Source organism: Bradyrhizobium sp. B039, assembly GCF_038965675.1.
GTDB classification, from domain to species: domain Bacteria; phylum Pseudomonadota; class Alphaproteobacteria; order Rhizobiales; family Xanthobacteraceae; genus Bradyrhizobium; species Bradyrhizobium diazoefficiens.
Genome location: NZ_CP152416.1, coordinates 1,984,379 through 2,007,347, shown reverse-complemented (window position 1 = coordinate 2,007,347; position 22,969 = coordinate 1,984,379). Strand labels below are relative to the sequence as shown.

At 60.4% G+C, this 22,969-nt stretch carries 19 protein-coding genes; 10 read left to right on the top strand and 9 right to left on the bottom strand.

Annotated features, from left to right (window positions below; all coding sequences use genetic code 11):
• Window positions 1–71: 71 nt before the first annotated feature.
• From AAFG50_RS09560 to AAFG50_RS09545, 4 genes are all read left to right on the top strand, one after another.
• On the top strand, window positions 72–1,499 hold the full coding sequence (locus AAFG50_RS09560; RefSeq protein WP_028174169.1) for a hypothetical protein: 1,428 nt from the start codon (window positions 72–74) through the stop codon (window positions 1,497–1,499).
• A gap of 265 nt (window positions 1,500–1,764) precedes the next feature.
• The gene (locus AAFG50_RS09555; RefSeq protein ID WP_011089707.1) at window positions 1,765–2,226 is read left to right on the top strand and encodes a hypothetical protein; all 462 of its coding nucleotides are present in this window, start codon (window positions 1,765–1,767) and stop codon (window positions 2,224–2,226) included.
• 146 nt (window positions 2,227–2,372) lie between these two features.
• Window positions 2,373–4,109, top strand: a complete 1,737-nt coding sequence (locus AAFG50_RS09550; protein ID WP_039184904.1) for an ATP-binding cassette domain-containing protein — start codon at window positions 2,373–2,375, stop codon at window positions 4,107–4,109.
• Window positions 4,110–4,159: 50 nt separating this feature from the next.
• Window positions 4,160–5,578, top strand: coding sequence for an HlyD family type I secretion periplasmic adaptor subunit (locus AAFG50_RS09545; protein ID WP_231166645.1), 1,419 nt, complete (start codon window positions 4,160–4,162; stop codon window positions 5,576–5,578).
• A 145-nt stretch (window positions 5,579–5,723) separates the two neighbouring features.
• Here the strand turns inward: AAFG50_RS09545 and AAFG50_RS09540 are convergent, their stop codons facing one another.
• The 5 genes from AAFG50_RS09540 to AAFG50_RS09520 form a co-directional block, all read right to left on the bottom strand.
• A complete protein-coding gene (locus AAFG50_RS09540) occupies window positions 5,724–6,509 on the bottom strand; it encodes a response regulator transcription factor (protein ID WP_039183898.1) in 786 nt (261 codons plus the stop codon).
• Window positions 6,510–6,722: 213 nt separating this feature from the next.
• Entirely contained in the window at window positions 6,723–7,001 is a 279-nt protein-coding gene (locus AAFG50_RS09535) for a hypothetical protein (RefSeq protein ID WP_231166644.1), read from the bottom strand.
• Window positions 7,002–8,005: 1,004 nt separating this feature from the next.
• Window positions 8,006–8,881, bottom strand: coding sequence for an alpha/beta hydrolase (locus tag AAFG50_RS09530; RefSeq protein ID WP_011089712.1), 876 nt, complete (start codon window positions 8,879–8,881; stop codon window positions 8,006–8,008).
• Window positions 8,882–8,982: 101 nt separating this feature from the next.
• Window positions 8,983–9,438, bottom strand: coding sequence for a carboxymuconolactone decarboxylase family protein (locus AAFG50_RS09525; protein WP_011089713.1), 456 nt, complete (start codon window positions 9,436–9,438; stop codon window positions 8,983–8,985).
• Window positions 9,435–9,878 carry a cupin domain-containing protein gene (locus AAFG50_RS09520; protein WP_028174165.1) on the bottom strand — a complete coding sequence of 148 codons (444 nt, stop codon included), beginning with the start codon at window positions 9,876–9,878 and terminating at the stop codon, window positions 9,435–9,437. The genes AAFG50_RS09525 and AAFG50_RS09520 overlap by 4 nt, the downstream gene beginning before the upstream one ends.
• Window positions 9,879–9,968: 90 nt before the next feature.
• Here AAFG50_RS09520 and AAFG50_RS09515 point away from each other — a divergent pair, with 90 nt between their 5' ends.
• The 4 genes from AAFG50_RS09515 to AAFG50_RS09500 all read left to right on the top strand — a co-directional run bounded on the left by AAFG50_RS09515 (window position 9,969) and on the right by AAFG50_RS09500 (window position 14,870).
• Window positions 9,969–11,375: a PLP-dependent aminotransferase family protein gene (locus AAFG50_RS09515; RefSeq protein WP_028174164.1), complete on the top strand. Its 1,407-nt coding sequence runs from the start codon at window positions 9,969–9,971 to the stop codon at window positions 11,373–11,375.
• Between the two features lie 552 nt (window positions 11,376–11,927).
• Window positions 11,928–12,242 carry a co-chaperone GroES gene (locus tag AAFG50_RS09510; RefSeq protein ID WP_028174163.1) on the top strand — a complete coding sequence of 105 codons (315 nt, stop codon included), beginning with the start codon at window positions 11,928–11,930 and terminating at the stop codon, window positions 12,240–12,242.
• A 71-nt stretch (window positions 12,243–12,313) separates the two neighbouring features.
• The gene (gene groL / locus AAFG50_RS09505) at window positions 12,314–13,966 is read left to right on the top strand and encodes a chaperonin GroEL (protein ID WP_011089717.1); all 1,653 of its coding nucleotides are present in this window, start codon (window positions 12,314–12,316) and stop codon (window positions 13,964–13,966) included.
• 598 nt (window positions 13,967–14,564) lie between these two features.
• Window positions 14,565–14,870 (top strand): hypothetical protein, encoded by a 306-nt coding sequence (locus tag AAFG50_RS09500; RefSeq protein WP_074077341.1) that lies wholly within the window; start codon window positions 14,565–14,567, stop codon window positions 14,868–14,870.
• A gap of 263 nt (window positions 14,871–15,133) precedes the next feature.
• On the opposite strand, the gene AAFG50_RS09495 is transcribed toward AAFG50_RS09500, so the two are convergent.
• The 4 genes from AAFG50_RS09495 to AAFG50_RS09480 all read right to left on the bottom strand — a co-directional run bounded on the left by AAFG50_RS09495 (window position 15,134) and on the right by AAFG50_RS09480 (window position 18,793).
• Window positions 15,134–16,366, bottom strand: a complete 1,233-nt coding sequence (locus AAFG50_RS09495; RefSeq protein WP_028174161.1) for an ABC transporter permease — start codon at window positions 16,364–16,366, stop codon at window positions 15,134–15,136.
• A gap of 24 nt (window positions 16,367–16,390) precedes the next feature.
• Window positions 16,391–17,086, bottom strand: a complete 696-nt coding sequence (locus AAFG50_RS09490) for an ABC transporter ATP-binding protein (protein ID WP_028174160.1) — start codon at window positions 17,084–17,086, stop codon at window positions 16,391–16,393.
• Window positions 17,087–17,112: 26 nt separating this feature from the next.
• Complete coding sequence (locus AAFG50_RS09485; RefSeq protein ID WP_049832513.1) at window positions 17,113–18,285, bottom strand: efflux RND transporter periplasmic adaptor subunit; 1,173 nt, start codon at window positions 18,283–18,285, stop codon at window positions 17,113–17,115.
• A 193-nt stretch (window positions 18,286–18,478) separates the two neighbouring features.
• Entirely contained in the window at window positions 18,479–18,793 is a 315-nt protein-coding gene (locus AAFG50_RS09480) for a hypothetical protein (RefSeq protein WP_131727849.1), read from the bottom strand.
• Between the two features lie 895 nt (window positions 18,794–19,688).
• On the opposite strand from AAFG50_RS09480, the gene AAFG50_RS09475 reads away from it, so the two are divergent.
• The gene (locus AAFG50_RS09475) at window positions 19,689–20,888 is read left to right on the top strand and encodes a serine hydrolase domain-containing protein (RefSeq protein ID WP_011089721.1); all 1,200 of its coding nucleotides are present in this window, start codon (window positions 19,689–19,691) and stop codon (window positions 20,886–20,888) included.
• A 142-nt stretch (window positions 20,889–21,030) separates the two neighbouring features.
• On the top strand, window positions 21,031–22,713 hold the full coding sequence (locus tag AAFG50_RS09470) for an NAD(P)/FAD-dependent oxidoreductase (protein WP_028174158.1): 1,683 nt from the start codon (window positions 21,031–21,033) through the stop codon (window positions 22,711–22,713).
• The last annotated feature ends 256 nt before the right edge of the window (window positions 22,714–22,969 follow it).

Sequence of the window (22,969 nt, the reverse complement as noted above, 5' to 3'; positions counted from 1 at the left end):
CAGGATGACATTCTGTCCGGAGTGCAGAACCCGTCTGATCGCGCGGAGCGATTGCGATGAGGGAGGCTACGATGGATTTTTCGCGGATGTCGGATGGAATCCGGCTGCATCACGCCTCTCTTCACCACGATGGGTACGATGGCGAGGACGAACAGAGCCCTGCGCCGAGTGCCCCGTTCGTGGCAGACGCGGTCGGCGGTGGCGCCCTAGTCCATCGTCCCGGCCCGTTTGCAGGTCCTGGAGCGCACCCCGCGAGCGCGAATACCCAGCATAATGACTCCGACCCGGTTCAATCCAAACATCCCACATCGGGGGTCGACACGGGCGGCCACGCCGGCGACCACGCTGCGGCGGGTCTGGATGCTCCGTCCACGAAGCCTGCTGCCGGCGCATCCTATCCCGGGATGAGCATTGCTTCGGTCGAGAGTGGGGCGAACACGGCCGGGAACGGCGGGGATGGCCACTTTTACGGAGGGATCATTCACGCGTCCCTGTTGGTCTATGAACCGATCAACATCTCCGTGAGCCTGGGATACGGCTCGGTCGCTCTAGCCAACCAATCCAACAATTTGAATGTCGATCAATCCGCTTTTCAGATGGCCGGCGTCGGCGGCCATGGCGGCAACGACAACATTGCAGCGGGTGGGAGCGTCAGTACGTCGTTGGGCGCCGGCGTGATCGCGAGCGGCGACAACGGCGCCGGAAATGGGGGCAGCGGTTATTTTTCGGGTGCGATAGTGGACGCTCCCGTGGTGATCTATCATCCGATCAATATTGCGATGGCGGGTTCGGGCGGCACTGCGCATGCAAGTCAATCGAACACGGTCGACATCGATCAATCGGCCACTCAGATCGCGGGCGTCGGCGGAAGTGGCGGAAATGCCAATGTGGCCGCCGGCGGCAGCGTTATCACGCTAGACCCCAGTTGGGGATCAAGCAACGGAGGGAGCATCTGGGACGTTCAAACGGGCGGAAGCCAGGCCGGCAATGGCGGCGACGGCGCGTTCTACGGCGGGCTCGTCCATACTTCCTTCGTACTGTACGACCCGATCAACATCGCAGTCGCGGGCTATGGCTCCAACGTTCATTCGGTCCAGACAAATGACGCCTACGTGGATCAATCCATAGTTCAGATCGCCGGCATTGGCGGACACGGCGGCAACGGCAACGCCGCGGCGGGCGGCCATGCAAGCCTTCTTTCCCATGGCTTGTGGGGCGGCTCCGACACGATCGCGACCGGTTCGAACGGCGCAGGCAATGGCGGCAACGGCTATTTTGTCGGCAGCCTGATCGATGTCAGCGTCGCGATCTATGCACCCATCAATATCGCAATCGCGGGTCCCCATTCGACAGCCCTAGCCGATCAGGTCAACAACGTGCACATCGACCAGAGTGCGGTCCAGATCGCCGGGCTTGGCGGGGACGGCGGCAACGGCAATCTCGCGCTGGGTGGCGATCTTTCCGCCCATCTTCTGTCGGATCTTCACCTGATGGGATAGCGAAACATCGCGCCGCTCGCACAAGCCCGATCGCGAGTTGCGTCGATACTCTGCGCATGCAAGCTCGCCCTGCGGACCCTCCCGGATGTTTCGAGCTCCGATGTTGTGCTACGAACGTCATACTTTCGTACGTAGGTCGACCAGACCGGATGGTGTCCGATTTGACATCTATCGCCATCGCGCTTGGGCGGATCAGACTTGCCGCGCGCGTCCGCCTGATCGGGATGGATGATGCACGAAAGCCAACAGAAAGCAGGAGGCTCAAATGTTGCCCAAAGCGATCAACATCTCGGACTCGATCGGATTCAAATCGATCAGCACCGGTGGTCAGAACGTCGGAAATGGCGGCGACGGCACCTTCAAGGGAGCCATCATCAGCAAGCCGACGCTCAACTTCGATCCAACCAACAAGGCGGAAGGTGCCGACGTGCACGTGAGCACCGGCGATCACGTCAATCAGACGGCAGACTGGGATGCCGGCGGCGCCAACGCGCAGGCCTCGTTGTTTTCGAAGGCCCATGGCGGAGACGCCCAGTCGAACGGAAGCCAGAAATCCTACAGCGGTTACGATACCTCCAAGGTATACGCCAATACGGATGCGACCCAGATCAACAAGCTCGCGGTGGACCAGCACCAAGAGGTCGTGGCCGGCATCGGCGGCAATGGCGGAGACGGTAACGCCGCGCTGGGCGGAGAAGTGAGCTTCCATCTCGATACTTCTTTCTGACCACCGGCTCGTCCGACTGGCAGGGACCGGTGGCCGCCGCCACCGGTCTGAAGTTCGAGCCAATACCCCGCCGATACGATACCGTTGGCAGACGACGTTGGCCATCGGTCAAGTGCACCGGACCTCGATTTCAGGCGGTGACGATCATGCTGATGCCGCCCATTCGGTTGCCCATCCTGCCGCAGGTCCGGACGCCACTGCACGCAGCCCTCCGGTCCTGTGTGGGACCACTGGGTCTCGTATTCGCATATAGTTGCAGCTACAACCTGCTTCTGTTTGCGCCCTCCATCTATCTTCTTCAGATCTACGACCGGGTGTTGTCGAGCCGGAGCGGCGAGACGTTGCTCCTGCTCACGCTCATTGTCGCGATCACGGTGGTCGTCGGCGGCGTCTTTGATGCATTGCGGCGCGCCGTCCTGGGACGCCTCGGCGCCTGGCTCGACGATCGCCTTCGTCCCTGCGTGATTTCGGCCGGCCTCGAATCGGCGCTTCGCAGCGATTGGACGCAAGCATCGGGCGCATATCGGGATCTCACCGTGCTGCGCCAGTTCGTCGAATCCGGCGCATGTCCGATGCTGTTCGACGCGCTCTGGGCGCCCTTGTTCCTCCTTGTCCTCGTTCTGATCCATCCCCTGCTCGGCGTGGTGGGCGCCTGCTGCGTCGCCTTCCTGTTCGCGCTCACGGTTGCCGGAGAGCTGGTCACGGAAGACGTTCTGCTCAGATCCGGCGCCGCGCTATCCAGAAGCTGCGGCCGCCTCCAGACTGCAGCGAGCAACATCCACATGATCCGCGCCATGGGAATGCTCGATAGCGCTGCGCGCATGATCCACCGTGACGCGCAGCACGCCCGCAGAGAGCACGATGTGGCACTCCGGCGAGGCGAGATCGTCTCACTGGCCGCCAAGCCGGTTCGCGCGCTGTCGCAGGTCCTGATCATGGGGGCTGCCGCATGGCTCGTCCTCGATCACGGGAAGAGTCCGGCAATCATCTTTGCTTCCACGCTGATGTTCAGCCGGGCGCTCGCGCCGGTCGAAAGTGCGGTCGCAGGCTGGAAATCGCTCGTGACGGCCGTGAGCGCTTGTCAGCGGCTCGGCGCACTTCTCGCCGCATTCCCCGTCGCCCGGCAGCAGAGCCCAGAGGTTTCTCCGCTGCAGGCGCGAAGCGGCCTCGTCGTCGACAATGTTGACGTGAGGCTTGCGGGGACCAACCATCTGCTCCTGAACGGCGTCTCGTTCAGCCTCATGCCCGGAGAATGCCTTGGCATCATCGGTCCGTCCGGGTCAGGCAAGTCCTTGCTCGGCCAGGTGATCGCCGGGCTGTCGATGCCAACGCATGGCCGTGTCGTCCTCGACAATACCGACGTCTCGCTGTTTCGCGAGAGCCTAAAAGGCGACCGCCTCGGATATCTCCCCCAGGACATCAACCTCCTCGGCGACACGATCAACGACATCATCGCACGCCTTGACGATGCCGATCGGCGGAAGGTCATCGAAGCGGCCAAGCTCGTCGGTATCCATGGGGCGATCATGCGCTTGCCGCTGGGTTACGACACGGTGGTTCAGAGTGAAGCAACCTTCTCGCGCGGGTATCGGCAGCGCCTCGGTCTTGCCCGCGCCTTTTTCGGCAGTCCACGCCTCATCGTTCTCGACGAACCCAACGCCAGCCTCGACTACGGGGGCGAGCGAATGCTCCTGGATGCCATCGAGCGCATGAAGCTCGCAGGCGTCATCCTTGTCGTCATCACTCACCGGATGGGTCTTCTCGCCGCCACGGACAAGATTGCCATCATGGAGGACGGTGCGGTCGCCGCGTTCGGCGACAGCGAGGACATCTTTGAACGGCACCTGAGCCGACCCCAGGTTACTTCACAGATAGCGCCATGATTTGGAACTCTCTCACCATCTGGAAACTTCCCGCCGTCTCGAGACTTCCCATGATCTGGGACCAGCTCGTGCGAGCGCCGGCGCCCCACCCACCCGCTCGGCGATTTGGCGTCGTGGTGACCGCAATCGACGATTTCGAGCCTCTGGAATTTCCATGGTGCTCGACGCCCACGCCGACCTCTCCGCGCGGAAGGCTTCGCGGCATCACCGTCGCGGGCAATCTGCTGGTGCTCTGCTTCATGCTGGGGCTTGGTACGTGGGCGAGCCTCGCGCCTCTCGAAAGCGCCGCGATCGCGTCTGGCGTCCTGGAATCGGAATCGAGCCGCAAGACGATCCAGCATCTGGAAGGCGGTATCATCAGGAAGATCCTGGTTTCGGATGGCGATATCGTGCGCAGCGGCCAAACGCTGATCGCGCTGGACGACACCCGGGCCGGCTCGGAGATGCAAAGCCTCCAAGGTCAATTTTGGGACGCAGCTGCTCGTGCCGCACGGCTTCAAGCCGAGCAGCAGAGATTCGAGAGGATCGCAATCCCGGACGCGCTGGAACAGGACAGCAGGCAGAACGGAGTGGCCGCCGCTGCGGTGTCGGCGCAGCAGTTCATTTTTCAGGCACGCATGCAAGTTCACGAGTCGCAGCTTGCGGTCATTCGCGAACGAAGGCATCAAGTCGAGAAGGAGATCGAAGGTCTCAAGGCTCAGGAAACCGCCACCGGGCAGCGGGTCGAAATCGTTCGGGAGGAACTGGATATGGTCGCGACCCTCGTCAACAAGGGGCTCGAACGGCGGCCGCGGCTTCTGAACCTGCAGCGGGAGCTGGCCGACGTCGAGGGCCGCCGCGGCGAGATCGCCGCGCAGATTGCCCGCGCCGGGCAGGTCATCAGCGAACAGCAGGCCACATTGTTCAAGCTCGAGAGCGAGAGGCAGAACGAGATCGCACAGTCGCTTCGTGAAGCACAGAACCAGATATTCCAGCTCCGCGAGCGGTTGCTTGCGGCCAGGGATCAGCTATCGCGAACGGAGGTCAAGGCGCCCGAGGACGGCGTGATAACCGATCTGCGGGTTCATACAGCCGGCGGTGTCATCGGAGCAGGTGCTCCGCTCATGGACCTAGTGCCCCGGCAAGACCGTCTCATCGTAACCGCGCGCCTGAGGCCCGAGGACATCGATGTGGTTCATCCCGGCCTCAGTGCCGAGGTTCACCTCGTACCGTACAATCAGCGTCGCGTGCCTCGCCTGAAGGGAACCGTCGTGCACATATCCGCAGACCGGCTCCTCGACAAGCGTACCGACCAGCCATACTACGCGACAAAGATCCGGATCGACGATGGGCAGATCGCGGCAAACGACATCCAGATCGTCCCCGGCATGCCGGTTCAAGTGTTCATCACGACCGGGCGAGGCACCGTGGCTCTCTACGCGCTCAGGCCCCTGCTCGACAGCTTCCGTGGTGCATTCAGAGAGGACTAAAGCGCGATGAGATTGGGATGAATCGTCATCGCGCTTTAGGTTGTTGTTGGAGCATGATCTCCACGCAAACGCGTTCCGCGTTTGTCGCGAGGGAGAACCGCTGCGCACCTTGCGTTAACGCGGCCCTCCGGGTCCGGATCATGCTTTAGGTCTCCGGCATTAGAGCCGCACCGGGGTCGTGATCGCGACTCTGCGCGGGCAACCGGCCGCGCCAGCGGAGGACGGCTTCCGTGCGATTGTGCGCAGCACATTTCCTCATGATATGCTGAATGTGCATTTTGACTGTGCTTTCCGAGAGGCCCAATTTGGCGGCGATCAGCTTGTTGGGCAGGCCGAGCTCCAGTTCCGCCAGAACCTGTTGCTCACGAGGCGTGAGATCGGTCACGCTCCTCCTGTCGATAGCCACTCTGGCTCCCTCGTTAATCAGATATGCGGGCACAAGCCCGCGCGCATCCGGTGGCTCGAAATCCGTTATCCTGTTCATCCCGGCCACGGGCAACGGCCTGTAGGCGCCGCCGACAAGAACAAGGCGCAGGCCTGCTATGGCGATCTCGATCGGTAGCGAGGTGGAAAGAAAGCCGCGCACGCCCCGCTGCATCGCGGCCTGCACGGTCGGTTCGTCGTCATGGTTTGAGAGGACAACAGTGGCGGCGTTGGGACAACACTCCGCAACGAAGGCGAGATCGTCCTCAACCGAGGGATCGCCGATGGGCTTGTCCGCGATACTCAGCATCACCAGACGAACATCGCGGGCTGACGTGCAGTCCAGGCCTTGGACCGTTGCCATGTCAAGGATCTCAAGTTCGTCCAACTCCCTCCTGAGGACGTGCAGAATGCATGTACGAGGCAACACGAGCGGCTCGATGATCACCAGAACCGGCAAGTGAAGCGATTCATTGAGCCGCTTTGACGTGTTGATTATGTCGTGCATGATGCCCTCGAGATGAAACGAATTTCCGCTATATTCCCATTCCGTATTGCGTCTCCCGTGCTGCTGCGTTCATCCTGAATGCATCATCACGAGAGCGGCGCACTGCCGCCGTTAGTGCCGCATCCACTGCGGGATCACTTGACACCTGGGTGGAAATTCTTTCCGCTCAAATCATTTTGGCGTGTACCGCGCGGTGGCGCAGTCGACGCATCCCTAATTGCAGATATTTCGATACGCCGTTGAGGCCGCCGACCCTGACCTACCGTCGACGACGTATGCTTCATCCTCCTTCACGAGATACAGAAACGGCCGCTCTCCAGTCTCGCCGCCTGACGCGCTTCTTCCTTTCACGCGCCCGCAAATCGTATCCACGCGGCGTCCAAGCATGTTCTTTCGCATTGCGCGCTTCACGTCGCTGAGTTCGACCGTCTCCGGATCCCCCATCTGCGTCGCGATCGCAACCTTCGCCTTGTCCAGAGCACGATCCGACATTTCCGCGGTCCGTTCGGGTGCCGGGACGCTGATCCTCGTCCGCGGGGACGCCGCTTTGGCAAGATCGGTCGATCCGCGTTTCTTCGGAGTTGATGTCTTGCCGGGCCTTGCCTGCGTTGCGGAATTCGATCTGACAACCGCAGGCTCTGGCGCCAACGCAGTCGGCATTGGCTGCGCGGGTTGGGCGACAGCGCCCCTGTCGAAACAGGGTCGTGACGCGCACCCGAGGAAATACCCCCGGGACGGCGCGAACCAGCCAAAGCCGATCAGGACTCCTGCCAGCACTCCGACAAATAGCAGTCCCATCCGATTCCCCTCCTCGGGAGCTCGGCTCGCACTCGTAACTAGGACTAATTCCGCGCTGGTGATCTATCTGTTGCGCAAAAGCATTAAGCGCCCATTAAGCGCGCGCCGTTGTCCGGCCCATGCCTGGATGGACGGATTAGATCGGACTCCAGACCCGTGCCGCGATGATCGCAAAAGGCCAATCGTGAAAGCAATCATGGCCGATTTGGTCCGCTCTCGGACAATTCTGCAACTTGCGAGTTCGTCCGAAGGTTTGCACCACCAAACGCTGCCAATCGCCGACTTAGGGCCTTCAGGCAAGTTTCGGAGCACGCACCAGCTTCGTACCAGAACCGGCGTCAACGAAACGCAACGAAAGCACTTGGACCCGAACAAAACCGCAGGAGATCAACGGATCTGACCAATCTTCGGCCGCTCATAACGATCTGGTTGCAGGTTCGAGTCCTGCGGGCCCACCACCGTGATCAATAGCTTACCTCGTTCTCGGTGCCTGCAGCGACACCGCCGTACCAGAAACCGCACCAGATACATCCACTTTTCGTTCGCGCGCAGCTCGTGAGCATGTCAGGCAAGCTCGATTGCTGATGAGTGATGCGACATGCATTCACGAACCCTGCCTTTACGGCCGACCGAAGCGGTCTCTACATTTGGTGATCGAAGCTCATCGGCGCAGGGCGCGGAGATAGACCCCTGCGCAGTCATCGAAATGAGGCACGAACCTCATCGACGGTTTGCTTCGGATCCTGGAGGTGAGGAAAGTGCCCAATACCGGGAAGAATCGCGAGTTCGGCGTGGACTCTTTCGGCGAATTCTGCGCCCATCTCCTTCTTGATGTAGAGGTCTTTCTCGCCCCAAACTACCTTCACCGGCGTTTTAAGCCGGGCGAGTTGCGATTCGAAACGGTCCTGGTCCCGCGTAAAGTACGAGTAGTAGTGGGAGAAAGCGTCTACCGTCGTCATGGCGCCCTGGCTCCATCCGCGGGACATGTCGTCCCTGAATTCCTCCGTAACTTCGAATTGCGCTTCCTTGGGCAAGCCTCTTGTGAAGGTGTTTGCGAGGATCTCGTCGCGATTCCTGTTCATGTTGGCGCGGATCTGATCCATTGCAGGCCCCGCCTTCAGGCCTTGCAGGCTCTCATACATGAACTGGGGCCTGTCAAACGGGGCGAAGTCGCCAACGATAATTGTCCTTGCGATATCAGGTTTTTCCACCGCCAGCAGGAGTGCCGGTAGCGCTCCGATGTCGGTCGCGTAGATCGTGAGCCTCGAGGTGTCGATGCCTGTTTTCACGATGTACTGATCCAGAATATGCGCGTAGTCCTTCGGCGAATAGGAGAACCTGTCGACCGCTGGCCTCGATGAAAGACCGTAGCCCGGCCAGTCGAAAGCGTGGACGTCGTAGTCATCGGCGAGAGCCGCGGCAATATCCTTCCAGGCGTACAGGGTCTCCGGAAACCCGTGCAGGAAGAGAACAGTCCCCTTCCGCCCCGGGTTACGCAAAACCATCCTTCTGAGCGCGATATCTTCGTTGATCTGGAAAAAGTCGATCGCGCTGTCGTTGATCCGGTGTGACATGATGTGTGTCCTTTCGTCCTGTTACCTGATCAGCGTGCAGGCAGAAGTGATCTGGAGGCTGAACGAAGCTCGGCGGAGAAGAGTTCCGGCACCTCCAAGGCTTACTGTCCGAGTACGGCCTGCGGCGTGTTCCGAAAGCTGATTGCAATACGATTGTAGGCGTTCATCAAGCCAACTGCGATCGTCAGATCCACAAGTTCTCGCTCGCCGAACACAGCGCGGGCAGCCTGATAGGCTTCATCCGGTACATTGGTCTCTGCGACGCGCGTCACCGTTTCGGCCCACGCAAGGGCGGCGCGCTCGCGCTCGTCGAAGAGGTTACCGGCTTCCCTCCACGCCTGTACCAGCGCCAGCTTTTCGATCTTCACTCCCTTCTTGAGCAAGTCGCGCGTGTGCGAGTCGAGACAATACGCGCAGTTGTTGATCTGTGAAATTCGCAGGTAGACCAGGTCGACCAGCGCGGGTGGAAGGTTGCTCTGCATTATGTAACCGTAGACGCCGCCGAGCGCTTTCACGCCTGTCGGTGCAATCTGATTGTAGTCGAGACGCTTGCTCATTTTTTGCTCCTTGATGACAAGTGTTGTTTGATCGGGGTAGTCAGTTCCTTGTCGTCGGTATCAACGACGAACACGGCGAGCAGCCTTGCTGGCCTGGTCTTGCTGGCATTGCGGCTGATGGAATGGCGCGAGCCTGGCGTCTCGTAAAAACTTTCGCCGGCGCGGTAGACCCGCCTGGGTCCGTCATTCACCTGGGACTCGATTTCTCCCGACAGAACGTAGCCGAAGATGAAAGCCGACTTGGCGTGGATGTGCGGAGCTGACGCCCCGCCCGGCGTATAGTCGACGATCAGGGCCTTCAGTGACTTGCCGGGAATGTTGGGGATCATCTGTTGAAAGCGCGGCGTGACCGTTTCGCCGCCGCCATGGGCGACGGCAGGCGTTGCAGTGGCGATGGCAACGGCAGCGAAAGCCGCGCCAAAGATGAATCGTATTTTCATGGTGGCGTTCTCCTTTGTCCCGCATAGGTGCGGCTGCTCTGGTCCGGAAAAAAGCACCAAGAACGCACAAAAATCGTGTACCAAGGGGGCATGACCAAGCCGCTGCGGTTGGAGCTTGATCGATCTGCGAAGACGCCCCTGGCCGAGCAGATCCGCAAAGGCATCAGGGCCGCCATCGAGAACGGCGTGCTCGCTCCGGGAGCGCGTCTGCCCTCCTGGCAGGACCTGGCAGCCCAACTCGGTGTCGCTCGAGGCACGGTGCGATCGGCGTACGAAAAGCTGTCCGCTGCTCAACTCATCGTCGCTTCCCGCGCGGCCGGAACGCATGTCGCGGATCGTCCTTCCATTGCTGCTCGACAGGAAGAAACAGCCGATCCCGGCTCGTTCATGGAGATGTATCGGGAGCTCACTGCGGGGCCGGCGATTTTCCAGATGGGCGTGCCCGCGCATGAAACTTTCCCCGCCAAGCTCGTCGCCCGGATTCGTTCGTCCGCTATTCGCGTGGAAATGAGTGGGCCGGCGATATATCCGGACGCTCGTGGTGAGCTGGAACTACGGCGGGAGATCGCGGCGTATCTTGCTATCGCGCGTGGTATCGAGTGTACAGCTTCCCAGATCATCATCACCGGCGGCTACTGCAGCGGCTTGGGACTGGCGCTCCGTGTGCTCGGCCTCGAACGGAGAAGAGTCTGGATGGAGGATCCAGGCTTCCCAATCACCCGGCATGGCCTGGAGCTCGCAGGATTGTCGCTCGCCCCAATCCCGGTTGATGCGGACGGCATTGATGTCAGTTATGGCCTGAACCATGAGCCCGATGCGGCGCTGGTTGTTGTAACTCCAGGGCAGCAGGCGCCGCTCGGGTGCACGTTGTCGCTGGAGAGGCGCTTGCGCCTTCTCGACTGGGCCGCTCAGAAAGGGGCGTGGGTGATCGAGGATGACTATCTGAGCGAGCTTCAACTGAAGGGTCGGGCCACACCGGCACTTGCCTCGCTCGATCGCGCCGGGCGCGTCATTCACATCGGATCTTTCAGCAAGACTCTGACCCCCACCCTGCGGCTGGGCTTTCTGGTCGCTCCTCCGTCGCTGACGTCTCAGTTCGCCGAGGTCGCGGCGTGTCTCGCGCCGGCGCCTGGGCCGTCTGTGCAACTCGCGACTGCAAAATTCATGCGTGACGGCCACTATATGCGGCATCTTCGACGTACGAAGCGTGTCTATGCAGCGCGAGGCGACGCGTTGCTAAAGACCCTTCGCCCACGCGCCAAGGACATAACGATCGCTGGATTGGCGGTGCTAATGCAATTGCCGGACGGGACACCAGACCTCTCCATCGCCAGGGAAATGCTGTCGTTCGGATTGGCGCCTGCTCCGCTATCGCCCTGGTATGCAGAGGCAGCTTCCGCACGATCCGGTTTGCTGCTAGGCATCGCGACAGCTCCTAACAAGCGTCTCGCGGCGTCTTGCGACCGCCTCCTTGGGATCATCGATCGTCTTATGTGACGAACGCAGAGGCAGGGCGCTCGCGAGGACAACGCTCATAAGGTACGTCGTGGCCTTGCTGGAAGAGTCAAGCAGGGTTTGGCTGCAGGACTGGCGAAGGGAGAGAATCTAGAAAGAAAGTTCCTCTTCCGCTGCATCCCAGGTGCTCTGGGTAGGCGAGAGGGACAAGATTTGCCGGCCTCTCCGCGTACCGCCGCGGGTCTAGACTGCCGTTGGACGCGGCATCATTGTACCCGAACAGGCTAATCCAGACGCGCGCAACCCTGCCCGGCTAGCCATTTGGATGGCAAAGCCAAACAACAACCTGGGCAGACGGTACAAGCCCGCCTAAAGTTTCCTCAGCGGCTTCCTCCGACCAGCCCAGACTTGATTCCAGGGGCTCCTTTAGGTGGCTCTGAATGGGCCCTCCGCGGACCGGTGAGGACGACGGATTTTCGAAATCCTTCGCGGCTTTGTCTTGTTTGCCGACCAAGCCGGCTTATTTTCGGAGCGGTCAGCACTCGCTAGCTTCGACTGCTATTTCAAAAAGCGACTAGAAGATAGGAGGAGAGCATGAAATTCCGTCCGCTTCACGACCGGGTCGTGGTCAAGCGCATCGACGCGGAAGAGAAGACCGCTGGCGGCATCATCATTCCCGACACGGTCAAGGAGAAACCCTCCCAAGGTGAAGTCATCGCCGTTGGCCCCGGCGGTCGTGACGAAAGCGGCAAGCTGATCCCGATCGACGTCCGGGTCGGTGACCGCGTATTGTTCGGCAAGTGGTCCGGCACCGAAGTCAAGATCGACACCCAGGAGCTGTTGATCATGAAGGAGAGCGACATCATGGGCGTTCTCACCGACGTGTCTTCCAAGAAGAAGGCCGCCTAGTCCACCGCTCAAGCGCCTGTCGAGCGCCTCATCAAGGGTGAAACCAAGTCAAAAACTCAGGGAAACCCACTATGTCAGCAAAAGAAGTCAAATTCGGAGTCGATGCCCGCGACCGCATGCTGCGCGGTGTCGACATCCTCCACAATGCGGTAAAAGTGACGCTCGGACCGAAGGGCCGCAACGTCGTCCTCGACAAGTCGTTCGGCGCTCCCCGTATTACCAAGGATGGCGTCACCGTCGCCAAGGAGATCGAGCTCGAGGACAAGTTCGAGAACATGGGCGCCCAGATGGTGCGCGAAGTCGCCTCCAAGTCCGCAGACGCGGCTGGCGACGGCACCACCACCGCGACCGTGCTCGCCGCTGCGATCGTCCGTGAAGGCGCCAAGTCGGTTGCCGCCGGCATGAACCCGATGGATCTGAAGCGCGGTATCGACATGGCTGTGGAAGCCGTGGTCGCCGACCTCGTCAAAAACTCCAAGAAGGTCACCTCGAACGAGGAAATCGCCCAGGTCGGCACGATTTCAGCCAATGGCGATGCGGAGATCGGCAAGTTCATCTCCGACGCCATGAAGAAGGTCGGCAACGAGGGTGTCATCACCGTTGAGGAAGCCAAGTCGCTCGAGACCGAACTCGAAGTTGTCGAGGGCATGCAGTTCGACCGCGGCTATATCTCGCCCTACTTCGTCACCAACGCCGATAAGATGCGCGTTGAAATGGATGATGCCTACGTCCTGATTAATGAGAAAAAGCTATCTCAGTTGAATGAACTACTTCCCTTGTTGGAAGCCGTGGTGCAGAGCGGCAAGCCGCTTGTGATTATCGCCGAAGACGTCGAAGGCGAAGCGCTCGCCACCCTCGTCGTCAACCGTCTCCGCGGCGGCCTGAAGGTCGCGGCCGTCAAGGCTCCGGGCTTCGGCGATCGCCGCAAGGCCATGCTCCAGGACATCGCGATCCTAACCGGCGGCCAGGCGATCTCGGAAGACCTCGGCATCAAGCTCGAGAACGTCACGCTCAATATGCTCGGTCGCGCCAAGAAGGTGATGATCGACAAGGAGAACACCACGATCGTCAGCGGCGCCGGCAAGAAGGCCGACATCGAAGCGCGCGTGGCGCAAATCAAGGCGCAGATCGAGGAGACCACCTCGGACTACGACCGTGAGAAGCTGCAGGAGCGTCTTGCCAAGCTCGCGGGCGGCGTCGCGGTGATCCGCGTCGGCGGCGCGACTGAGGTCGAGGTGAAGGAGCGCAAGGATCGCGTGGACGATGCGATGCATGCGACCCGCGCGGCGGTTGAAGAAGGCATCCTGCCAGGCGGCGGCGTTGCGCTACTGCGTGCCTCCGAGCACCTCAAGGGCATTCGCACCAAAAATGACGACCAGAAGACCGGGGTCGAGATCGTGCGCAAGGCGTTGTCCTACCCGGCCCGCCAGATCGCAATCAACGCGGGCGAGGACGGCTCGGTCATCGTCGGCAAGATCCTCGAAAAGGATCAGTACTCGTACGGCTACGACTCGCAGACCGGCGAATACGGCAACCTGGTCTCCAAGGGTATCATCGATCCGACTAAGGTGGTTCGAGTGGCGATCCAGAACGCGGCGTCCGTCGCAGCGCTCCTGATCACCACCGAAGCTATGGTGGCGGAAGTGCCGAAGAAGAACACCGGTGCGGGCGGCATGCCTCCGGGCGGCGGCGGCATGGGTGGCATGGGGGGTATGGACTTCTAAATCCGACATTCAGAGCTCAACAATTAAGGCTCGGCAGCGACGCCGAGCCTTTGCTGATTTCCTAGCGGTCAGCCGCGGTCCAACACTTGCGCACCGTATTGCGCGAGCGCGTCGAAGCCTGCGCCGCCGACGAGTTCGAGGGGGAAACCGCCCGGAATCATCCTGAGGAGCCTCCATTCCCGAAAACAGCGACCGACGCTCGCCGCCCAAAATAAAGAGATTGCCAATCATACCAGGACGATGCGCCTCGCGAAGAGTCCAATCGCGGCGATCGTGCACGGGCAGCTTCTCAGCTCTGTGAACCGGTGCGACCGGCCCCGATCCGCCATCTTTTCCCAACCACGTCGCCGTAAGTTCGCTCTTGGACAGACTGCCTCAACGGGTCCGTCTCAAACTAACGATGTTTCATATCTGGCGATTGCCAAGCGGCGCGCCCCGGCAGCCCTTTAGGGTTGAAGGCCACGGGCTATTTTCGCATTTAGGTTGCGATATTTTCCCGGTGCGATGCGACAGGATTCCTTGCGTTGTTGGGACACACAAAGCCAGCTAGTATTCTTCAATTGATTTGCTGAATGCTGTTTCCAGTCGGAGTATTTCCATGGCTAGCCGAGCAGTATCCCGTGATGATTTTAAAGGCTTGTTCGCGCTCTTTGCATTCGCGGCGCAACACAACGAAAACCACCACGGTGCGTCTCGGCTGCTCCACCTGTTCATGTCCAGCCGATATATTCCTGATGACCTTCTCGATCTATGGTCAGAGTGCGCCGAGGCAACTGGTCCTGAAACTATAGGCGAACAACTCTGCCTGCGCGCTCACGCGGTGGCTGACGGCAGTTCGAGCTACGACCATGCCAGCGCATTTCTGCACGCGTTGCTCAAAGCGCTCGATCAAACACAGCACTGAGCCTTCGTCGACCACTTGCTGACCCTGCGCCTTATTGCTCCGAACGACTACACCGTTCACGACGACGGCAGCCGCGTTCGGCCGCATCCGAGATGATCAGTCTGCTTAGCCCCTAGAAGCAGACCAGGTACAGACGGCCCAGTACGGACGCGAAGAGCCACTCCAGACGTCATTGGCATGGCGCAGACCTGATCATCGCCATGTATTGTGCGCGAGCCGAGAGTGGTGCGCCACGGACGTTTAGCTGCGTCGAGCGTTACCGCTTACACGGACCTTAGTAGCGCCGCCGGATCCAAACGCGCCGCCCGCTGAGCGGGTAGCAGACCGAAGATAATGCCGATGAGACTGGAGCAGGCGATCGCGATCAGCGCCATCCGTTCGTTGAATTCAGTTGGCCAACCTAGCGCGGCGGGAACAACGCGCGCGCATGCGTAGCCAACGGCCAGTCCCAACAGGCCGCCGATCGTGCATAGGAGCACCGCTTCGAACAGAAACTGTCGACGGATGTCCTGCGGTCTGCCGCCGAATGCCAGTCGAATGCCTATTTCATTAATCCGTTCGGTCACCGACACGAGCATGATGTTCATCACCCCAATGCCGCCGACTAGCAATGAGATTCCTGCAAGCGTGGACACCAGCAACGTGAACTGGCGATAGGCTCGGTCACGCATCTGGGCGACCTGAATGAGGTTCTGAATTCGAAAATCGTCGGCCTTGCGCCCGACGATCTTGTGACGTTGCCGCAGGACGCGCGCAATCGCGGTTTCTGCCGCGGGCATTGACTGAGCGGATTCGGTTTTCACCAAAATCGAATGCACGGCATCGGGATTGGCCTGACTGCGTCCAATGGCGAAGATTCTCGCCGACGACAGCGGAATGAACATGACGTCATCCTGATCTCGCCCCGTGAAATCCTGCCCCTTCTCGGCAAGCGTTCCGATCACGAGATAGGACGAGCGTTCAATACGGACAAAACGGCCAAGTGGATCACTGTCCCGGAACAGCTCACGCGCCACGGTACGACCAATGACGGCTATTTTTGCGGCCGATGCGACTTGGTCATCGTTGAAAAGCTGACCTTCCGCAAGCCTCCACCCGCGCGCTTCAAAAAAAACGGGCGTCACACCGGCAACAAGTGTCGACCAGTTCAGGTCTCCTGATATCGTCGTCTTCTGCTCGCCGACGAACGGTGCCGCGATAACAACATCGGGCACTTCGCGGGCGACAGCGATTGCATCGCCCGTCGTGAGCGAAAGGATGGTGCCCGCCTGCTGTCGTACGCCCTGCGCGACTTGCGCGCCAGGTTGCACGAGCAGCAGATTCGATCCAAGCGAGGTGATCTGTCTCGAAACCTCGGCACGGGCTCCCTCCGCCACCGCGACCACGATCAGGACGGCCGCAATGCCGATGACAATGCCGGTCACTGCGAGAATGGAGCGCAGTATGTGCACACGCACAGACCGAAACGCGAGATAGATATAACTGAATGATCGCATTGAACTCTCACGCCGGTCAAACGCTCATGAGGTAGCATCACATCCCTGGTCGCCGACAATTGCGCCGTCCCGTAGCTTGATCCTTCGCCACGCATACGCCGCGACCTCAGGATCATGGGTTACAAGCACGACCGTGAGGCCGGCACGCTGCAATTCGCCAAGAAGCGCTAGAATGGACGAGCGCGTGCTGGTGTCCAGTGCGCCAGTCGGTTCGTCGGCCAGGAGAAGGTCGGGACCGTTGACGATCGCCCGCGCGACGGCAACACGTTGCTGCTCACCTCCAGAAAGCTGGGCAGGCACATGGTGCATTCGCCCGCCCAGCCCCACCTGCTCGAGCGCAGCGCGTGCCCTCGCGATCGGATTCCGCAGCGGCTCGCGCCGATAGAATAGCGGCAAGCCGACATTCTCGAGCGCGGTCAGCCGGGGTAGCAAGTTGAAGTTTTGAAAGATGAACCCGATGCGCCGGTTTCGCAGTTCGCTCAAGCGTCCCTTCGACTGGACGAATATATCTTCGCCATCGAAAAAATAGCGGCCGCGTGAGGGATGATCAAGGCAGCCGAGGATCGAAAGCAACGTCGATTTTCCAGATCCCGATGGGCCCATGACCGCAACGAACTCTCCGCGATCAATTTTCAGGCTTACGTCGGACAATGCGCGAACCTTTTGGTCACCGAACCGGTGTTGCTTGTGGATATGGACGAGGGTGACGAGCGATCGCATGCGCTAACCGGCCAAGCGGCTCCAATCTAACGTTTGCTCCGATAACCGACGGCAACCTGTTCGCCCATTTTGAGATCTGGCGACCTGATCTCAGTGAGCGAATCTCCGGTAGCGCCCAGTGACACGGTGGCGGCAGCCAAATGACCCGATTTCGTGCGGACCCAGATCACGCCCTGACCGGGTGCAGGGTTGTTTCCGCCGTCTCGGGTCGGACGAAAACTCAGCGCGGCGTTGGGAACCACCATCGCGTCTTGATGCTCCTGAACCAGGATGCGGACGTCGGCCGTCATTCCCGGAAGCAGAAAAGCGTCTGGATTGGGCGCCGAAATCATCACGGTGTAGGTCACGACGTTTTGCACCATCCGCGCAGCCTTCCGAATCTCGCGCACGCGCCCCTCGAATACGCGGCCCGGATACGAATCCACGCCGAAGAAAACGCGCTGCCCGGTTCGCACCGCGCCGATATCAGCCTCGCTGACGAATGCATTTACGCGCATGTCCGAAAGATCACGCGCGATGGTGAAGATCGTCGGCGCCTGCAGGCTCGCAGCCAGCGTCTGGCCAAGCTCGACGCTGCGCCGAATCACGACCCCGTCGATCGGTGACTTGATGGTGCTTCTTTCGAGGTCAAGTCGAGCCCGTTCCAGAGAAGCGCGCGCAGCCATTACCCCGGCCGCGCGTATCTGCTCGCGCGCCTTGGCCGCGGACAATTCCGCGGCGAACGCCCGAGCCGTCATCTGTGCTCGCTCGGCGTCGCGCTGAGAAACACTGCCGTTCTTGCTGAGCGCAGCCTTGATCTGAAGCTCCCGCAAAGCGTCATCGTGGCGTGCCTGTGCGCCCTCGATGGCTGCCTTGGCCTCTTCCTGTTGTGCCAACGCGACCGCGAGCGCAGCCTCCGTTTCCTTGAGCAAGACTTCAAAGGTCGCGCTGTCAAGCGCCGCAAGCGGCTCGCCGGCGCGTACGCGGGAATTGTGGTCAGCCATGAGTTTGGCGACCTGACCCGACAGCTGTGAGCTGACCTCGACGGTGTCGACGGCTTCGAGCGTTCCGGCAGCAGTGACGTTCTGAACAACGTTATCGCGCGTGATGCTGACGTAGCGCAGATTGTCATGATTATCCCCAATTGCGGAGACCGGGCTATCCGGTGCCCACAACGGATACGCAACAGCAATCGCAACGCCTCCCAGTGTTGCGCGCATCAGAAGTTTTCGATGTAAACTCAGTTGATTATCCGTGCGAATGATAGCCTCGCCGCATTAGCTCTTGCGGTGCTCCATGCTGAACGTGGCCCCCCTTCTTGGCAACGCCGCAGGCGCGGCGCGTTCAGACCAGAAGACCTGATGGTGAACGCGCCGCTTTTGGCGCGATCCGAAACGATCGCAGTCGGCTGGATTAGGGCACCGAAGGGCTGCCGGTGGGCACAGTCTTCGTCCCGGTCAGTGCGGGCGGAGGTGTCTTAAGAATCTTCACCCCGGTCGTCGTATCCGTTGCCGGGACGGTATGGTCCTCGCCCTGAAATACGCTGCCTTGACCTGGGACTTCGTCACCCGGCCGACCTGGATTGTTGATTCCGTTCAGGAATGGTTGGCTCGTCGTAGTCGACAGTCCGCCCGCAGCCACGGCGGTGAACAGGTGGTCTGCTGCATAGCTTGGGCAGGCGCCTGCAAGCAGGGATACGCCTGCTGCTAGGATCGTGAGTTTCCTCATCATCAACTCCTCTTCTGAGGTGAGCTGCGCCAACGCGCGGCGAGTTCGTCACCTGCGCTGTTAGCCAAGTTTGAATGCAGTGGATCTCCTGCGGTTCCTATATCTCGCGGAATAGCGCTCAATGTCCGATGACGAATGAGTTAGTTTCTGACAAGGACGTCAGAATCGTCGAGATGAGTGGACGATCCTTCGAAATTGCGGTGACAGTGCCGGACTGCACCCCCTTAAGTAAGACACGGCAATTGCAGTGACAGTGCGGTTGCTCGCCATGCCGGTCTTTGCAGTCTTGCCTTCAAGTCGCCTACCATAGAGCGCGGCATACCGTTCTCACCTGACCTTGAATTAGCGAGGCTCAGGCGGCACCGCACCAACGCGACTGATCCTTTTGAGAGTTGTCTGAGATGGGTCAGAATGCGAAGAACTCAACCTAAGAAAATCTAGTCCGCCGTGCCTCACTGAGCGGACCTTAACGAGGTGCGCCGCTACTTCGCTGATGGGCCACGAGCGTAACGTCGCCGCGCAGCTCGATTAAAATCTCATGTTGGCCTGATGTGCCGGGATGAAAGTGTCAAGAGTCAGCATCGTTGACATGCTCGGTAAAAAAGGTCTGCGCTTTCTATGCCAAACGGAAATGCGTAGCCGCGTGCAAGAATTCGCTCTAATCTTGCCAACGCTCGGTCGAAATCCCTGACCTCGAGCCAGATCATGACCGACACGCTCATCACTATTGCTGCTACGGCTACGGCGCGACTTTGGTCCGCGCAGGCGGTGTTGGGGCAATCAGACTGGAGCGCGACTTCCACACGTACAACAGTCGAGATTGTCCGCTGGGACCACCCGCAGCCTGTCGAGGAGAAACAGGATCAATTTGGCAAACTTCAACGGAGGAGCCGCGATGGGTAGCAACTTGAAAAGCGCATGTGACGGAGTTTTGCAAAGCGTCGTCACGGGCAAAGACCGTGTTCCCGGCGTGGTCGCGATGATCACTGATCGGTCGGCCAACATCTACGAGGGCGTCGCCGGCGAGCGTATGCTTGGCAGCGGTCAGCCAATGACGGCCGATACCGTCTTTGCCATCTTCTCGACCACGAAAGCCATCACAGGCACAGCCATCTTGCAATGCGTCGAGGAAGGCAAGCTCGACCTGGATGCCCCGGCGAAGAGCTATGTTCCCGAGATCGGTAAGCTCGAAGTGCTCGAAGGATTCGATGCCGGCGGAAAGCCGAAGCTGCGGACGCCGAAACGCGACATCACCACCCGAATGCTGATGCTGCATACGGCTGGCCTCGGCTACGACTTCTTTAACGCCAGCTATTTCCGCCTGGCCCAGGAGCAGGGCCAGCCGAGCGTCGTCACCTGCTCGAAGGCGTCGCTGATGACACCACTGCTGTTCGATCCCGGTGACAAATGGGAATACGGCAGCAACCTTGACTGGTGTGGCCAGATCGTCGAGAGCATCCGCGGCAAGCGCCTCGGCGAAGTCATGAAGGAGCGGATTTTTGCGCCGCTTGGGATGGAGGACATCGTCTTCTCGCTGACCCCTTCGATGCGGTCGCGCCTTGCCGTCATCCACCAGCGCGGAGCCGACGGGTCGCTGACCCCGCTTCCCGATATGCAGCTGCCGCCTGACCCGGAAGTCCACATGGGTGGCCACGGGCTCTACGCCTCGATCGGCGAGTACATGAAGTTCATCCGCATGTGGCTGAACGATGGGGCGGGGCCAAATGGCCGCGTGCTCAAGCAGGAGACGGTCGCCGCCGCCGTCCGCAACGGCCTCAGGGAGGGCCAGACCGTGGTCATGCTGCCTGGCGTGATTGCGACACTGTCGAACAATGCCGAGTTCTTCCCGGGTCTGAAGAAGTCCTGGTGCTACACCTTCATGCTCAACGACGAGGACGCGCCGACAGGAAGGCCGGCCGGGTCGCTCGGTTGGGCCGGCCTCGCTAACACCTTCTACTGGATCGACCGCAAGAACGGGTTCGGTGGCTATTGGGCGACGCAGATCCTTCCCTTCGGAGATCCGACTTCGTTTGTCGGCTACATGAACTTCGAGACGGCGGCCTATCAGAGCGGCGAGGTGCGCGTGGCCGCGTAAGGGCGGCCGACCTAGCCTTCGATCACGGACGATGCCAGTCTGACCTTTTGCCGGACCGGCGTCGCAACGACCCAACCGAAACGACGGCGCACAGAGAGGCTGCTCTGTGCCGACAACGAGCGCTCACAACGGGAGGAACATCATGACTGCGCAAGGTAGTTCGCCAGGAGCAAGCGCGAAGACCCACTTCGATGCCGTCATCATTGGTGCAGGCTTCTCCGGCATGTACATGCTGCATTCGCTGCGCGACAAGCTCGACCTCAACGTCACCGTGTTTGAGGCCGGCGACGGGGTTGGCGGCACCTGGTACTGGAATCGCTATCCCGGCGCGCGCTGCGATTCCGACAGCTACATCTATTGCTACACGTTCGACAAGAACCTGCTGCAGGAGTGGAACTGGTCCGAGCGCTATCCGGAGCAGGATGAGATTCTGCGCTATCTCGAGCATTGCGCCGAGCGCTTTGACTTGAAGCCTGACATCCAATTCGGCAAACGCGTTGTCGAGGTCATCTTTGACGACAACAGCGAGCTTTGGACAGTGCGCACCGACAAGGGCGACTCAGCCACAACCCGCTTTGTCATCACCGCAGTCGGCGCTTTGTCGACCGCCAATATGCCGCCGTTCAAAGGTTTGGGGTCGTTCAAGGGCAAATGCTACCACACCAGCCAATGGCCGCATGACGGCGTCGACTTCACCGCCAAGCGGGTCGGAGTCATTGGCACCGGCGCGACCGCGGTGCAGGCAATCCCGGAGATTGCGCAGCAGGCCAAGCACCTCACGGTGTTCCAACGTACGCCCGCCTTCTGCGTGCCAGCGCGCAACGGCCGCGTCGACCCCGAGGTCACCAGGGCGCGCAAGGCCGATTACGATGGGATCCGCCAGCGCATCAAAGGTTCGTTCTTTGGGTTCGAACTCAACTTCCTGCCAAAGGGGGTCCTCGATACCACTCCCGAGGAGCGTGAGCAGGAGTTCGACAGGATGTGGGACGCCGGCGGCTTCGCATTCTGGCTGGCCAACTACCAGGATATGTTCTTCTCCAAGGAAGCGAACGATATCATCGCCGACTACCTCAAGCGCAAGATCCGCTCGATCGTCAATGATCCGGTGGCTGCTGAAAAGCTGACGCCCAAGACCTATCCCTACGGCACCAAACGGCAGCCCCTGGACACCAATTACTTCGAAACCTTTAACAAGAAGAACGTGCTGCTGGTGGATGCGGCCACCGATGGCTCGATCGAGGAAATCACGCCGAATGGCGTTCGCGCGGGCGGCAAGGAGTATCCGCTCGATATCATCGTCATCGCCACCGGCTTCGACGCGTTGACCGGCCCGCTGAAGGCACTTGGCATCAAGGGCCGCGGCGGCAGGATGCTAGCGCAGGAATGGGAGGCTGGCCCGCAGACTTATCTTGGCGTGGCCATAGCGGGCTATCCGAACCTGTTCACGATCACCGGCCCGCAAAGCCCCTCGGTGCTGTCGAATATGCCGGTGTCAATTGAGCAGCACGTCGAGTGGATTGCGGAATGCATCGCCCACATGCGTAGGAACAAGCTTACGACGATCGAAGCGACGCCGGAGGCGCAGGACGCGTGGGGTGCTCACGTCGCAGAGGTCGTGAACGCAACTCTGATGACTAGCGCCAATTCCTGGTACATGGGGGCCAACATTGACGGCAAGGCGCACCGCTTCTTGCCGTATCTCGGCCCGGAAGGCGTCGGCGGCTATCGCAGGAAGTGCGCCGAGGTCGCCGAAAAGGACTACGAGGGCTTCGCGTTCTCGAGCCACGGTCAGGGTTGGACCGCGCACCCGATCGCGGCCGAATAAGCCTGACAGCTCTTGATCGGGAGTGGCGTCCAGTGTCGTCACTCCCGGCATTGCGGTCGTTGAAGCGCCCGATTTCTGGGACGCATCTCAGGTACCGTGCGAAGAAGCTTACGGCTTCGCGCGCCGTTACCGTCGACTATGCCGTTCGATCACTTCATCGGCGGCCGCAAAGGTATGGCACCGTAAGACCAAGCACCCTTGCTGTGTTCAGGTTGAATACGAGTTCGAACGCCGTATGTCGCAGCACCGGTATATC

What these genes read in the sequence shown, in the direction of transcription:
- AAFG50_RS09560 (WP_028174169.1), top strand. Translation starts at nt 72, where the DNA reads ATGGATTTTTCGCGGATGTCGGATGGAATCCGGCTGCATCACGCCTCT.
- AAFG50_RS09555 (WP_011089707.1), top strand. Translation starts at nt 1,765, where the DNA reads ATGTTGCCCAAAGCGATCAACATCTCGGACTCGATCGGATTCAAATCG.
- AAFG50_RS09550 (WP_039184904.1), top strand. Translation starts at nt 2,373, where the DNA reads ATGCTGATGCCGCCCATTCGGTTGCCCATCCTGCCGCAGGTCCGGACG.
- AAFG50_RS09545 (WP_231166645.1), top strand. Translation starts at nt 4,160, where the DNA reads ATGATCTGGGACCAGCTCGTGCGAGCGCCGGCGCCCCACCCACCCGCT.
- AAFG50_RS09540 (WP_039183898.1), bottom strand. Translation starts at nt 6,509, where the DNA reads ATGCACGACATAATCAACACGTCAAAGCGGCTCAATGAATCGCTTCAC.
- AAFG50_RS09535 (WP_231166644.1), bottom strand. Translation starts at nt 7,001, where the DNA reads ATGTCGGATCGTGCTCTGGACAAGGCGAAGGTTGCGATCGCGACGCAG.
- AAFG50_RS09530 (WP_011089712.1), bottom strand. Translation starts at nt 8,881, where the DNA reads ATGTCACACCGGATCAACGACAGCGCGATCGACTTTTTCCAGATCAAC.
- AAFG50_RS09525 (WP_011089713.1), bottom strand. Translation starts at nt 9,438, where the DNA reads ATGAGCAAGCGTCTCGACTACAATCAGATTGCACCGACAGGCGTGAAA.
- AAFG50_RS09520 (WP_028174165.1), bottom strand. Translation starts at nt 9,878, where the DNA reads ATGAAAATACGATTCATCTTTGGCGCGGCTTTCGCTGCCGTTGCCATC.
- AAFG50_RS09515 (WP_028174164.1), top strand. Translation starts at nt 9,969, where the DNA reads ATGACCAAGCCGCTGCGGTTGGAGCTTGATCGATCTGCGAAGACGCCC.
- AAFG50_RS09510 (WP_028174163.1), top strand. Translation starts at nt 11,928, where the DNA reads ATGAAATTCCGTCCGCTTCACGACCGGGTCGTGGTCAAGCGCATCGAC.
- groL (WP_011089717.1), top strand. Translation starts at nt 12,314, where the DNA reads ATGTCAGCAAAAGAAGTCAAATTCGGAGTCGATGCCCGCGACCGCATG.
- AAFG50_RS09500 (WP_074077341.1), top strand. Translation starts at nt 14,565, where the DNA reads ATGGCTAGCCGAGCAGTATCCCGTGATGATTTTAAAGGCTTGTTCGCG.
- AAFG50_RS09495 (WP_028174161.1), bottom strand. Translation starts at nt 16,366, where the DNA reads ATGCGATCATTCAGTTATATCTATCTCGCGTTTCGGTCTGTGCGTGTG.
- AAFG50_RS09490 (WP_028174160.1), bottom strand. Translation starts at nt 17,086, where the DNA reads ATGCGATCGCTCGTCACCCTCGTCCATATCCACAAGCAACACCGGTTC.
- AAFG50_RS09485 (WP_049832513.1), bottom strand. Translation starts at nt 18,285, where the DNA reads ATGCGCGCAACACTGGGAGGCGTTGCGATTGCTGTTGCGTATCCGTTG.
- AAFG50_RS09480 (WP_131727849.1), bottom strand. Translation starts at nt 18,793, where the DNA reads ATGAGGAAACTCACGATCCTAGCAGCAGGCGTATCCCTGCTTGCAGGC.
- AAFG50_RS09475 (WP_011089721.1), top strand. Translation starts at nt 19,689, where the DNA reads ATGGGTAGCAACTTGAAAAGCGCATGTGACGGAGTTTTGCAAAGCGTC.
- AAFG50_RS09470 (WP_028174158.1), top strand. Translation starts at nt 21,031, where the DNA reads ATGACTGCGCAAGGTAGTTCGCCAGGAGCAAGCGCGAAGACCCACTTC.